Origin of the sequence: Robbsia andropogonis (genome assembly GCF_000970345.1) — a bacterium.
In the GTDB taxonomy this organism is placed as follows: domain Bacteria; phylum Pseudomonadota; class Gammaproteobacteria; order Burkholderiales; family Burkholderiaceae; genus Robbsia; species Robbsia andropogonis.
The window spans coordinates 61544-75692 of the sequence record NZ_LAQU01000010.1; the positions used below are offsets into that span (position 1 = coordinate 61544).

General features: G+C 53.8%; 9 protein-coding genes. 8 read left to right on the plus strand and 1 reads right to left on the minus strand.

The window, feature by feature from the left end:
- Window positions 1–66 precede the first annotated feature (66 nt).
- Together WM40_RS11680 and WM40_RS27875 are read left to right on the plus strand one after the other, a co-directional pair.
- Window positions 67–2289, plus strand: coding sequence for a hypothetical protein (locus WM40_RS11680; protein ID WP_157685776.1), 2223 nt, complete (start codon window positions 67–69; stop codon window positions 2287–2289).
- A gap of 177 nt (window positions 2290–2466) precedes the next feature.
- A complete protein-coding gene (locus tag WM40_RS27875) occupies window positions 2467–3840 on the plus strand; it encodes a sensor histidine kinase (RefSeq protein WP_052738291.1) in 1374 nt (457 codons plus the stop codon).
- Between the two features lie 116 nt (window positions 3841–3956).
- On the opposite strand, the gene WM40_RS30640 is transcribed toward WM40_RS27875, so the two are convergent.
- Window positions 3957–4148 (minus strand): hypothetical protein, encoded by a 192-nt coding sequence (locus WM40_RS30640; protein WP_052738292.1) that lies wholly within the window; start codon window positions 4146–4148, stop codon window positions 3957–3959.
- On the opposite strand from WM40_RS30640, the gene WM40_RS11690 reads away from it, so the two are divergent.
- The 6 genes from WM40_RS11690 to WM40_RS31365 all read left to right on the plus strand — a co-directional run bounded on the left by WM40_RS11690 (window position 4147) and on the right by WM40_RS31365 (window position 14048).
- Window positions 4147–5823 carry a hybrid sensor histidine kinase/response regulator gene (locus WM40_RS11690; RefSeq protein WP_046152965.1) on the plus strand — a complete coding sequence of 559 codons (1677 nt, stop codon included), beginning with the start codon at window positions 4147–4149 and terminating at the stop codon, window positions 5821–5823. The two genes, WM40_RS30640 and WM40_RS11690, sit on opposite strands and share 2 nt — an antisense overlap.
- Window positions 5824–5825: 2 nt before the next feature.
- The gene (locus tag WM40_RS11695) at window positions 5826–9476 is read left to right on the plus strand and encodes an amino acid permease (RefSeq protein ID WP_024905245.1); all 3651 of its coding nucleotides are present in this window, start codon (window positions 5826–5828) and stop codon (window positions 9474–9476) included.
- Complete coding sequence (locus WM40_RS11700) at window positions 9469–10674, plus strand: two-component system response regulator (protein WP_186303557.1); 1206 nt, start codon at window positions 9469–9471, stop codon at window positions 10672–10674. Before WM40_RS11695 ends, WM40_RS11700 begins: the two co-directional genes overlap by 8 nt.
- 31 nt (window positions 10675–10705) lie before the next feature.
- A complete protein-coding gene (locus WM40_RS11705) occupies window positions 10706–11488 on the plus strand; it encodes a response regulator (protein WP_046152935.1) in 783 nt (260 codons plus the stop codon).
- 324 nt (window positions 11489–11812) lie between these two features.
- Entirely contained in the window at window positions 11813–13372 is a 1560-nt protein-coding gene (locus tag WM40_RS11710; protein ID WP_024905247.1) for a methyl-accepting chemotaxis protein, read from the plus strand.
- A 496-nt stretch (window positions 13373–13868) separates the two neighbouring features.
- On the plus strand, window positions 13869–14048 hold the full coding sequence (locus WM40_RS31365) for a hypothetical protein (RefSeq protein ID WP_024905248.1): 180 nt from the start codon (window positions 13869–13871) through the stop codon (window positions 14046–14048).
- Window positions 14049–14149 lie beyond the last annotated feature (101 nt).

Sequence of the window (14149 nt, forward strand, 5' to 3'; positions counted from 1 at the left end):
CGCTGCCGAAGAGGGGAAACGCCTCGTGCGGATGCACTGACTGAAACCCATTGCCAATGGATTGCCTTGCGGGTCGCGCTTGATGACTGGATGCCGGAGCACAGCGCTGCGCGTCAGGGGCATCAACTTGTGCTGGGCCGCGAGTTCTCGCCTGCAGCATTGCCGGAAGATGTGGAGCAGCGCATTCGCAAGTTCACAGAGGACGCCGTACAAAAGGTGACATCGGGCTCCTCCGAAGCCCTGGAACAGGCGGTTGCCAACGTTCGGCAGCATCTTGGCAAGGTCCACCTGGGCTTTGAAGACGTGCATACGCTGGCCAACTTCTTCAATATCGAGCGCTCCGAGCCTTACGAGAAGGCCATGGAAACTGTCCGGAAAATTGCGGCCGCCCCTCCGCTTGGCCCCGCTGACCGATCGCAGCAGAGCGTACGCGCCATGGTGGTCGACTTCCTGAAGACGATTCCGGGTGGCAATACGGTCCGCTTCAGCCGCGGTACCAATGGCGGGTTTAGCACCAAGGGCGTTACGAGATCGCTCGTCAATGCCAAGAAGCGTCTGCTGGGCGTGCCAGTGGCGAGCAATGCCCGTATTGATCTGCGTTATGAGAAGGGACGTGAAGCGGTCGTCTCGATGTCATACCCTGTGCACGCCGCCGAACTGTTCATTGGCACGGAAAAGCGCCACCGAGCACGCATTGGCGCGGGCTGCTTCTTTGGCGCCAAGCTATTCAAATGCGGCCGCGCCGGCGCCAACGTGGATGTGAATCCGTACGAGTACGAGCGCACGGATGCCAATGGCCTCATAGTCCGGATCCCGCGCCGGACAGCGGCAAAAGAGGCGGAAGTCCGCGCGCTATTCTCGCGCGTGACCGACTTCATGTTTTCGGCGGCGGATGCACGGCACCGCACGCCCGAGGGCATGCCCGACGCCGATGCGCTGTTCCGTGCCTTCGCCAGCGAGTTCTACGCCGAGCAAGATCTGTCGATCAGTTGGATCAACCAGAAGACACGCGCCCACCGCAGCGAGATGTCGGCTGGGATCGCTGCGTCCGTCACCAAGCTGCTCAACCCTAGCCAACAACGAAAAAGCCAGCAAGAGACCGGCGCCCTTGGTACGGGCCTGGGCTACTCGTTTGAGAAGCAATGGTTGTCGACCTTCAAGCAGCTCGACGCCACCGGCACTTACCGAATCGCCAACCTGCGCGAGCAAAAGCTGAGCCGGCACAAGCTCAGCCTTGGACTCACTACCTCGGCCACGACCGGCAAGATCGGCAACACGTCGGCCGATCTGTTGGGTGGTGCGGTGGTCAGAGAGCGCGGCACGAACGTGAAGTTACGCCTGGCCATCGATCGGGACAACGTGCTGCCGATCAAGTCGGTGGCCGATTTCGAATTCGACAGCGTCAACGACTACGCCCGGTACGTGGAGGCGACCAAGCAGGAGTGGGTAAAATTTTTCGCCTATCCACACAAGAACGATCCCGACGGTGGACTGGCTAAGGGACTTAAGGCAGTCAGCGACAATCTGGATACGGCCCGCCTCCTCGACACGCCGTACAATGCATTTTTTGTGCGGCGAGCCCTCACGACAGATGCCGCGAAAACGCTGAACCATCTGCAGCAGCTTTCGGAGGTGACGCCGCAAAGCGAGACGGAGCTGCGCACGCAACTGGCGGCGTCTTACACCAAGACCATCAATGCTCCCGACTCCTGGATGCCGATCGGCTTGCGTGCTTATGAAAAATACAATGAGGCCGATGGTTTCAATGTCAACGCGGGGCTGCGCCTGACGCAGAGCACCGGCTTGAAGGTCGAGCGGCAGATCGTGTTCGACACCATCGACGCCAAGCTGCTCAAGGAGTACGAAGCCGAGCTGACAGCAAGACAAAACGCGCCGCAACAACCAACCCAGGCCGAGGCTTCAGACACCGTGCCTCCGTCGCCTCGTCCGCTGCGGCGCGAGGGTTCATTGGACACCCTGGCACGTCCGAGCGCGCAAGGCGCACGATCCGAGATCGAACTGGCAGACGAAGAGCCCGTCAGCGAACCGGTTTCGGTGCCGACGCGCGAGGCTTACCGGCCTACTTCGCTTGCCGCCATGTTCGGCAGGTCTTCGTCGCGTTCGCAGCCGGAATCGCGGCCCGACGATACTCGCGCGCATCTGGAGCGCTTGAAACAGCAAATGGATGTGAAGGCTGGCATTGCGCCTGCTCCGAAAAAGTCTGGCGATCTCTCCCGCAGGCTGTTCGGGCAACGTAGGGGCGCTCCAAAAACCGGAGAACAAAGTTAGTGGGCGTCGGATGCCGCCACCTTGGGCGCCGTACCGGGGGAAGCCCGCTCTATCATTTCTGCTGTATGTCGTTTCGAGGCAGTGTCACGCTCGTCGAAAAAGTATGGAAGCCCCCTTCAGCAACACACAAAGCATCCGTTGAATGGAGGTCAACAGCAAAATCGGCAAAACTGACCTATGGACGCGATAGTCAAGACGAACGATGAGAGGGGCGTTGTCAGCGCGCGTCTGGTCGCAATGTTGTTCGATCGGGTGTTCTTGACCCAGTCCGTTGCCGTGCTGCTGGCGATCCTGCTAACCAGTATCTCTTTTCAAGAAAAGCCCAAAGAGGTAGTAGGTTGGCTGTTTTTGATGATCACAATTGCCTTATGGCGCGTTCTGCTCGCAGCCCGGTTCAGGCACTCAGTCAATCCTGACGTCACGGTTTGGTCTCGGTACGCTGTTGTTGCCGCAGCAATAAGCGGGATGGCATGGTCCGTCGGTATTGTGATACTTACGTGGAAAACGAGCCCAGCGGTTGCCATGTTTGTACCTTTCATATTGGCTGGCGCAGTCGCTGGCGCGGTGACCACGCTGGCTCCTGTCCCTTCCGCGTTCGTTGCTTTTGCATTAACGCCGTTGCTTACGCTGGCGATTGTTCAATTCTTTACGAATACTCTTGCGCTCCGTTTTCAAGTTACCGCCGCTGTCGTGCTTTTTCTTTTGGGCATGCTCCTGTGTGCGCGACAATTTTATGAACAAATTCAGAAGGCGATCGTACTTGAGGTGCGCTACGCGAATGAGGCACGTTCGCACGCCGCCGCGCGTGACGCGGCCTTGAATGCGGCGAATGTAAAGAGTGACTTCCTTGCCATGATCAGCCACGAAATCAGGACCCCAATGAACGGCATTGTGGGTATGAGCAGCCTTCTTGCTGAGAGCGAGCTGTCGGAGGCGCAAGTCGAGTTGGCCAATGTGATTTGCGCTAGCGCTTGCACACTGCTTGAAATCGTCAACGACATAATAGATGTCGCGAAGTTAGACAATGGAAAACTGTCGCTAGCACGTTCGGCGTTTAGCATTAGAAAACTATTGCACGAGAGCGTGACGTCACTTCGCCTAAAAATCGAAGAAAAAAACATAAAGATTGGGCTCTCGATTCCCGACGACATTCCTGCAATGGTAATGGGTGACGAGCGTAAATTTCGCAAGGTCATTGATAACGTACTATCAAATGCCGGGAAATTCACTGAGCAAGGCCGGATCGATGTGCGTGTGGAAAAATGCGGCAGCACTGAGAACGTCCTGTGGTTGACGTTTGCGGTGATTGATACCGGGATAGGTATTCCGCAAAATGCAGAATCGATCCTATTTACCCCTTTCTCGCAAATTGATGTTTCATCGACGAGGCAGCAAGGCGGAATCGGTCTTGGCCTGATGATTTGTAGGCGTCTCGTCGACGCAATGGGTGGCACGATAACCTATGAGAGTGAAAGCGGGCGCGGATCGACGTTCTACATCGCGCTCCCGTTTTTGCAAGTGGAGTTGCATCCAGGCGCGACGTCACTCTAGCAGCAGCGAATTAATCGTAGTTAGAAATGCTGTTCATACGATTGATTAACTGTCATGCGGATCCGTGTGATGGAGCGAGAACGTGGCTAATGCTATGATTTTCAGTGGCACGACAGTCACTCTTGAAAGGGAGCTGAATCATTCGTTTTATTGCTTGCATCTGAAAGTGTTTCAGGTTGATCGAAATCAAATATGGATACTTCAGAAAATCCGTGGCGTGCCGTAAACCCGATATGACCCTTGGATTGAGATAATGCAATGCCGAATGCGAACGCCCCGGTATCCGCAACATCGAATAGTAGCATCATGGCGCCGTTCAAATGTACGGGTGATGCTCATTGCAGTGAAATAGGATTTTTGGAAAATTCCAGAATATTAAATAGGATACCAGAAGAATCCTACAATCGAATTGTTCGGCGTGTAAGTGCTTACTTTGACGTTCCTATATGCTTGATCTCTTTGATCGATGCTGAGAATCAATGGTTTAAGGCGAAAGTTGGCGTGGACTTAGATACCTTTCCGCGCGAAGCGTCGTTTTGCGAGGCCGCACTTGAGCAAAGCGACGTTTATATTGTGACTGATGCATCACAATCCATACGTTTTCGTGATCACCCGGCAGTTGCCGGGGCGCCGGAAATTCGCTTTTACGCCGGCGTACCGTTGCTTTTCGAGGGGCGTAATAAGGTTGGCACACTGTGCATACTTGATACCAAGCCGAGAACATTAGATGCGAACCAGATCGACGCGTTGAAGGATTATGCGTCTTTAGTTGTCGATGAATTACACCTTCGCCTACGCGCAGTCAAGGTTGAAGCACAACTCGATAGGTATTATCACAACCTGAACGAAAGTATTGCGGCCGAAAAGGATCGTGCGGACTTTCTCGCCATGGTGACACACGAGATACGTGCTCCGCTGAATGCGATCCTTGGCATGGTAACGCTTTTGTCGTTGGAAGGTGAGCAGGCGCAGAAACCGTTTTCTCCGATCGACCTTCGGACATCGACGGAGCATCTTGTCCGATTGATCAACGACGTGCTCGATCTCGCGAAGCTGGAAGCCACCGGATTTCCATTTGTTTTGGCGCCGTTCAGTCTTCGCCTTGAAATGGAAAGTATTGTCGAGATTGTACGACCCCAAGCGGAGGCAAAAGGGCTGTCCCTGAAACTGTCGCTATCAGAGAGCATTCCGGACTTAATTGTCGGAGACCGTACCCGGCTATCCCAGGTTCTTCTGAACCTGCTAAATAATGCCATCAAGTTCACCGTAGCCGGCGGTGTGCATGTACAGGCTACAGCGACACATTTAGAGCAATGCGTCGAGATTGCATTTTCCGTATCGGATAGCGGGGTGGGTTTGCCCGAAACAGCCAAAGATCAACTTTTCAAATGCTTTTCGCAATTGCACCTGAGTCGTGACGATGACCAACAAGGAACTGGCCTCGGACTCGCTATTTCTCGTAAGCTGGTTGAAGCAATGGGTGGCACGATAGCGGTGTCGAGCAAGCCTGGCGTCGGGACGCGTTTCAGCTTTTGCCTCCGGTTCAATGTCGTATCTGCTACACCGATGTCTCCGGCAACCCATACGGCATCCCTGCGCGTCCTCGTTGTCGATGACGACGTTATTAGCAGCAAGGTTTTCTGCGCTTTGCTCAAACACATGGGGCATGCCGTCGAGTTTGCATTGAACGGAGGCGAAGCGTTGGCCCGGCTCAGTTCCACGCCGTTTGACGCGGCATTCCTGGATATCAACGTCCCGGAATTGGACGGCTATGCGATCGCCCAGCAATATCTTGAAGGTAAGTCACCGGATGACGTCGCCACGCTCATTGCTGTATCAGGTGCGGATCCGGCAGATGGTGATGCACGACTTGCTTTATTCGATGATTACTTGGTTAAACCCGTATCGATGGACACACTGCAGGCAAGCATCGCGAAACTCATGCAAGGACGGCGTGGATTCAAGACGATCAAAGGGGGCTGAGAATGAAGCTGCAGCCCCCCATACATACGATCGATCATGCACAGTCGGGTTCCGTAACCAACGACGACGCGGCGCAGGAGGGCGGCCGGTTTCCTCGTACTCTTGGATGGGCTAGCCTTTCCGCGCTTGCGATGGGGGGAAGTAATCAGAGCCTTTTTCTCATCGCCGCCTTGCTTGTCGGCGGGGAGCACATTCCTGGGATCGGGACTTTAGGACTGGCTTTATTTGTCGTGGGTATCTTGCTGAGCTATGCGGCCTTGCCCGGATGGACGGAACTTGTGCTGATGTATCCGCGCAAAGTTGGAGGGATCGCAGCGGTATGTACCGATGCTTTCAGGCGGTATGGTGACATGCCGTCAGCGTTGGTAGGGATATGTTACTGGTGGGGATGGATTCCCACATGTGGAATCACCGCGATTCTCTGTGCGTCTGCGATACATCAATGGTTTCTGCCACAGCTATCGGTCACTCTGATGGCCTGTACGCTGGTTGGATTCTGTACTTTATTGAATCTGTCAGGCATCAAGCATGTCGCCAGACTTTCCATCCCGATAGCGATATTGTCGGGACTTCTTGCATTTATCTCTGCTCTTCTACCGGTGACGACGGGCGCTGTAGATTGGCATCAATCGTTCGATTTGCGTTTGGAGACGCCGTTCCCGGGTTGGTTTGGCACAGTCACGGCGCTAATGGCAGGGCTTTATCTGGTCGGCTTTGCCGCACCGGCATTTGAGGCAGTCGCATGCCATGTCGGAGAAACAAAAGACCCGGCTCGAAACGTCCCGCGTGCGATAAAAGTTAGCGCCGGTATGGCATCGATTTTTTTTGTGGCACTTCCATTTATCTGGCTAGGAACGATTGGCAAAGCCGAGTTGGCTGGAAATCTAGGCAGCTCCTTGAGCCCGACTTTCGCGCCACTCTTTGGCAGCTTTGCAAAGTCGGCAGCGCTGGGTTTCATGGTTTTTAATATGTTTCATGGAACGATGCAACCGCTCGCCGGTGCGTCGCGTACGTTATGGCAAATGGCCGATGACGGCCTTCTACCAACCTTTCTGGGACGCCTTTCCGCGAAACAGGTGCCAACGGCAGCCACGCTGATGACGGCCGCGACCGCGATAGCCTTCCTGTTATTCGGCGATCCTATCTGGCTTGTTGCCGCCGCAAATTTCACTTATCTGATCGGTATTGCCGCGCCGAGTCTTGCAGTATGGCTGCTGCGCCGCAGCGCACCACAAGCGCCCCGGCTTTATCAAGCGCCCCGTTTCACACTGGGCCTTGGCCTGCTTGTCGCGGCAATCTGGATAGCATCAACGGTTCTGGGATTCCAGCAGTTCGGCGTGCCGACCATTCTCGCTGGGTTATCGATGGCCTATTCTGGTGCGTTGCTACACGCTTTTCGAAAATGGCAAGACCGTCGCCGCAATGGACTTCACGGCTTTACGATGAATCTGCACGTCAAATTGACTGGGGCGATGTTGCTTGTGCTCGGTTTGGATGGAGCGGGTTATTTACTGGCAGTGTCACAGTTACCCGTACCAGCGCCGATGTCGAGCGCATTGGCCGATATTTTTACCGCTGTCGCACTTCTTACTATGGTGGTCGGGATCGTTTTGCCAGGCACCATTTCCCAGACCGCAAAAAGCGTTGGTGATGCTGCTGAACGCTTGGCAAGCGTGACGCTATATGAACTGGCATCGGCCATACGGACCCTCGGGGAGGGGGATACCGGTATGGTGAAGATCAATGCCAGCCAAGACCAACTTCCGGTTTATTCGCGGGACGAGCTTGGCCTGATGTCAGAAAGCTTCAACACCATACATCGACACGTACTTATTGCCGTCGAGGGTATCGACATGGCGCGAGGGCAACTCGACAAGACGCGAAGTGGATTGATCGAGTCAAATCGCCTGTTAGAGGCGAAGGTTTTGGAAGAGCGAAAATTGATTGAGGAGCTACGGCTCGCAAAGCAGATTGTTGAGATGTCGAATGGTGCAAAGGATCGTTTCGTGGCACGGATGAGCCACGAGCTTCGTACGCCCTTGCATGGTGTGCTGGCCAGCGCCGAGCTCCTGGAACTCCGGGGTCTCGACCACGATGCTACGCAACTGGCACATACGATTCAAGAGTGCGGAGGCGCACTATTGAATCTGGTCGATCATATGATTGAGGTCACGACAACGGAGAGTAATGAAGCGACGCTGAACGCGACTACGTTCGACGCGCTCGCTATGTTAAACGCGCTATGTCGGCAATATCAGCGTAAGGCCAAGTGGAAAGGCTTGTCATTCACTGCCGAAACGACAGGGTTCGAGCGATATCTTATATCCGTCGATCGCGAAAAAATATACTGGATCGTCAATAATTTACTGTCAAATGCGGTACGTTTCACGAATATCGGTTACGTCGTTTTCAAGGCGGAGCTCTTAACGCTCGCAAACGATGTCAACCAGCTTTCTCTTACCGTGCGTGATAGCGGAAGCGGGATCGATCTCGCACGCGCCGAGGAAGTCTTCGCATCTTTTCTACGAGCGGAGCAAGGATCCGCAAGGATAGTTGATAGTGCAGGAATAGGCCTTTTTCTAGTGCGGGAATTGGTGAAAAAGCTGGATGGCGAGACGACGATGCGAAGCGAGATGGATGCTGGCACCGACATTTCGCTGACCTTGCCTGTCGGCATACTACCAAGGAAGGATTCGAAACCAGGCGTCGAGCACGGGCAGCGGGAAGGGCTTGACGCTTATAACGCAGGGGAGGCTGTCGACGCCCTTGAACCAGCCGAGCCTGCACTCTGGCACCGACCGCGCATTCTGCTTGCCGAGGACAATCCCGTGAATCAGGCAGTGGCCATGGCGTCATTGAAGCGTATCGGTCTGACAGCGGATCTTGCCGTTAACGGACGTGCTGCTTTGGCACGATTTGAATTGGCGGAATACGACATGGTTCTGATGGATTGTCACATGCCTTATGTCGACGGTGCTGCCGCCACGGAGGCCATACGCGCACTTGAGAAGGCCCGTGGAACATCGCCCGTCCCGGTGATTGGGATCACAGCAGATATGACGGCTGGGAATATCTCACGATGCCGACGCGCCGGTATGAATCATATTCTCTCGAAGCCGTTTACGGTTAGGGAATTCGAGGCCTGCATTGTCGAATTTCTTCCGGAGCCTTACCCGGGTGCGAGATCCGCCGTCGGCTTGTCGAGCAACCCTTTTTTCACGAACGCTAGACCGGATACGATTGCCTTACCAGCCGCGCGTAGCGGCAGCGAGGCGGCACACCCTGGCGACTTGATATTCGACGAACAGAGTGTGCGAGCGTTGCAGGCGCTTGCGGATGACGACACCCCCGACTTTGCCGACGACCTCGTCAAAACGTTTGTGCACAACGCGACGGCTCAACTAGACGCCCTGATGGCGGCGCTTGCAGACAATGACTCGGACCAGATCAAACAGATATCGCATTCGCTGAAATCAAGCAGCGCGTATGTCGGTGCTAGTGGCTTTTCGACCTTGATGCGCGCTTTGGAGCGCGACGCCGCGAATATATCCCAGAAAGATCTAATGGATTACCGGGGCCGCCTTCCGATTGCATTTCAATTTGTGAAGGAAAGCCTGAATCGCATCTTTGCACAACGGGGGCATGATGTCTGAGGCAATGCATGTTGCGGCGGCTTCCATATTGGTTGTGGAAGATGATCCGGTTCAATTGTCGATTCTCACCGCGATGCTGAAGTCGCTCGGTGTGCAAAGCTATGGCGCGACTACTGTGGCACAGGCGCGCGAGGAACTCGCACAGCGCGATGTAAGGACGATTTTACTTGACTTGCAACTTGGACGTGAAAACGGACTGGATGTCTTGCAGTCAATGGGCGCTGGTTTGCTGCCGCGCTCGGTCATCTTAGTGAGTGGTTGTGACGAGCGAACGCGGATTGCCACGACGCAAATCGCCGACGCGCTGGGAATCCATGTGGCTGGATCCATCGAGAAGCCGGCGCATCTGGCCGATTTGGCGCATTTACTTGATCTGCCGATGATCAAGCCAAAACCGACTCTCGCAAGGCCGAAACAGTCGATCGAGGCACCACAGCTTGCAGAGGCGCTTGATAGAAATGAAATCGTGGTGGAGTTTCAGCCGAAGGTTTCCTTCGCGACTGGGGTGCCAATAGGCGCTGAAGCGTTGGCGCGATGGCGGTCGAAGACAATGGGCGACGTTGCACCTGATGTCTTTATTGCTGTTGCCGAAGCGTCGGGTCAAATGCGGCGGCTTACCGAGACGATTCTGCATCGATCCGTGAAGGCATGTGCCCGCTGGCGTCAGGCGTTTCCCGGGGTCGGTGTGGCCATTAACGTATCGGCGAGCGATATCGACCAGACGTTGTACGAGTCCATTCGTTCGGCCTTGGTTCAGTATGGCGTGCCTGCCAATGCTCTAACTGTCGAAGTGACAGAAAGTATCTCGCTGCCTAACACTGATGCAATACGGAGTATATTGACGCGTATGCGCATCGATGGCATCTCGTTAAGCATTGATGATTTCGGGACGGGATATGGCAACTTGGCATCGCTTCTTAGAATGCCGTTCAACGAACTCAAGCTCGATCGTTTATTCGTCGCATCGGCCCTGGTCGAAGTCGATGCGCAACGGATACTTAAGTCCCTCGTAGCGCTTGGACGTGAAATGGGATTAAGAACCGTGGCGGAGGGGGTGGAGTGCCATGATGTCGCGGAGCGGTTGAAAGCTTATGGATGCGGCATTGGACAAGGATGGTGGTGGGCGCCGGCGATGAGCGAAACCGCTTTCTCTTCCTGGCTCCGACACCGAATTGGGACCATGACGCAATCTGCTTGAATCGCCTTGTTTTGGTAACGACGAGTAAGTCATGCTTCTGAGCCTAAATAACGTCGAATACGAAGATACCTATGCGCGTATCGCCACTGCTTGGCGAGCGCGCGGTTACGAGTCTTGGAGCAGCGTGGTGTCGGCATGTAGTCAACACGGGCGTCTGTTTCGTATTACGTTCGCGCGAGATCGTCCCGAGCATTTCGTCAAGCAATTTTCCCATATGGTAAAAGCAAGCGGTCTGCTGTTGCGCGTTGGGAATCGGTTGGACCTCTTTCTAGGTGCCGAGGAAATGTTGGATTTCTATGAGGCTAGAGGCGTCTACCCGCCTTCGGATATTACGGACATTTCGATGTTGGGACACGTGGATATCCAATCCGAACCACATGTCGTCCTCTCGTCTCCCTCGCGTTCGGCTGGGGTGCAAAAGCGCGGCGCGCCTCCTTCGGCGATCCTGGGTGGTAAGACGGCAATGGTACTCGACGACGACGTGGTGTCGCGTCGCGTGATTTCCCGCATGTTAGGGCGGGAGGGATGTGCCGTGCAGTCTTTGGCCGAAGCGGAGCCGGCATTCCAATTATTGCGAACAGAAGTGCCGGACATCGTGATTTTAGACGTGGTGTTGGGAGGCGTAATTGATGGCCTCGATTTCTGCGAGTCGATGCGCAGTCAAGCGCATCTGGCAAAGACCCCGGTTATTTTCGTATCCGGACATGGCTCCAGCGGTATTCGCGATCGTGTGCAACAGTATGCTGCGGTATTTTTGGATAAACCAGTCAAGCTCGAACAATTCAAGCAAGCCGTGGAATCTCTCTCGGGTTGACAACGGCAGGTCCAGGCTTGAAAAATTTAATCGATGCCTATGCCTGAGACGCGATAATTTGCATGTTAAGGTCGCGGGCATCGATTGCACGCGTCCTGACTTCGCTTATCTGTTGCAAACAACATACGTTGAAAGATTTCCGCATCGCTTTTGCCCCCGCTAAGTTTCCGGTGTACATCTTCTGGGACAAAGAGCGTGTTTCAACACGATGTACGCAAAATGATGAATCGGACTTCAGTAGCAGGACACCCATCCGTTATCACTCGAAGAGCGGCATCGTTGATTTGGTTTTGAGTGACGTAAATTCTATTAGGAATGGGACTGATGAATGATTCCAAGTTAATAGCTGGTCAGGAATATGAGATAAGTCAGAACGACATGCTTGTTTCCGCGACGGATTTGGCTAGCAACATCCTATATTGCAATCCAGCATTTATCGAGGCGTCGGGCTATTCCAGCGAAGAGCTTATAGGCAAGCCGCACAACATCATTCGGCATCCAGATATGCCGCGTGAGGCATTTGGAGACATGTGGCAAACGATTCGATCTGGTAAGCCCTGGACATCTCTTGTTAAAAACAGACGAAAGAACGGTGACTACTATTGGATTTGTGCAAATGTTACGCCGATCGTACGCGACGGCACCGCCATTGGTTATTTGAGCGTCCGCACCAAACCTTCTCGCGAGGACATTAAACGTGCCGAGACCCTTTATCGGCAAATGCGTTTAGGTCAAGCAAAAGGATTCACTATAAGGTCTGGGGAAATAAAAAGAACGGGTCCGCGGCGGTTCATTGACGCAATACTTGACGCCAAACTAGCTGCAAGAATGATGGCAGTCGCCGCGTGCTTTACGGTTGCGGTAACGTCTCTGAGAGTCACGTTCCCAGAAGCGTTTGACGGTGCAGTAGGGGTTATAACATTTGTGCTTTGCATGCTTGCGGCATCGATACCGTCACTGCTTATGGCCTGCCGCACAGGAAAGCAGATTGCCCTAATCGAAAAAGCTATACGTCGTTTGGCGGCCGGAGACTTGGCGGCGGCAATACCAACATCAAGGAACAGCGACGCAAAGGGTATTTTGAGAGGGCTGGTTCAACTACGCGTCAGCCTCGTGGCGATTGTATCAGACGTACGAAAACAAATTGACGGGGTCAAGCTCGCGACCGGTGAGATTGCCAGTGGTAACATGGATCTCACGACTCGTACCGAGATGCAAGCTGCATCACTGGAGGAGTCTGCCGCATCTCTCGAACAGTTGGGAGCAACAGTCAAGAGTAATGCGGAGTCTGCGAAGCAAGCAAATCTGATTGTTGAGAAGGCGCAAATGACCATAAATCAGGGATGCGAATCAGTGAAGATGACTGAAGAGACCATGAGAGGAATAGCGGCGCGCTCAGAACAAATCACGGCCATTGTTTCCGCAATTGACAGCATTGCATTTCAAACTAACATTCTCGCGTTAAACGCCGCGGTCGAGGCTGCGAGGGCAGGCGAGGCAGGCAAAGGATTCGCCGTGGTCGCGGGAGAGGTACGCAATTTGTCTCATAGGTGCGCTGCTTCGGCGAAAGAAATAAAGGGAATCGTTGAATCCAATTCGGTCGCGGCGAAAGAAGGGACCGCAAGTGTGGAAACGGTCTCCGCGCAGATGGCTTCGGCAGCAGAAACGATGACCAATGTGCTCGCCAAGATAAAGGAAGTCGCCATGGCGAGTCAGGAGCAATCATTTGGTATCGATGCGATCAATTCGGCCGTTTCGCAACTTGACGACGCGACACAGCAGAATGCGGCGCTGGTGGAACAAAGCGCCGCTACTGCGAAAAGTCTTTCAAATCAGGCCAACGTTCTTGACGAGGCAGTAAGGCTGTTCACGCTTCCAACATGAGTTCGAAATTCCTCATCTTTTCGCCGATGCTAACGAAAGCGCCTTATCGTGCTGAATTGCGTGGTAGGTAACGTGTTCTAGCCTCGTGCACTACTGGTCGAATAGGTCAATTATATGGGGTGTTTGGATACTCGCGAGAATCCGATTGGCTTGACGGTGAAGCGCATCCCCACACATTTCTCGTATGTAGACGGGCGAAAAGACTCGAAATTACGAGAAGCATCGGCAGGAGCGAGCAATTTCGGGGTTGGCGTTGCTACGTCGTCGTGCCATTGAGATTGAAATTAGTAAAACTCATTATTAACGCAAGACTGACGCGATTGTACGCGAAAGCTCAATGCAACTCACTTACCGACGCCGAACGGGAAGACTTTTCATTTCGCTTTGTATGTATTACGCAATGATAGCTCGTTTCCTTCAGCAAGTTTAGGATCACCCGTTACCCATAAAGAGCAGTGCGTATTTGACGCCTGTAATCGATCTGAGGGTATCAGCCATGTATCGGGAATCTGAGAACGACGTCGTATCGTTTGCAAGGAAAGATGGTCAACAAGATCTGGAAGCGGTATCACATCATGCGCTTATCGCTGTCGACTACTTGAATGTGTTGATCGAACGACGTGTTACAGAGTGCGTCAGAGATCTCGAATTCGGACGGGTTGACTGGAGCCGATAGCATAAAGCCAGCGACGCTCGGGACGCTTAGCATAGTAACTTACGCGTGAGCGATATTTGGCTACTTTTGACGCCGCCTGATGAGCACATAAAAATGCTGGA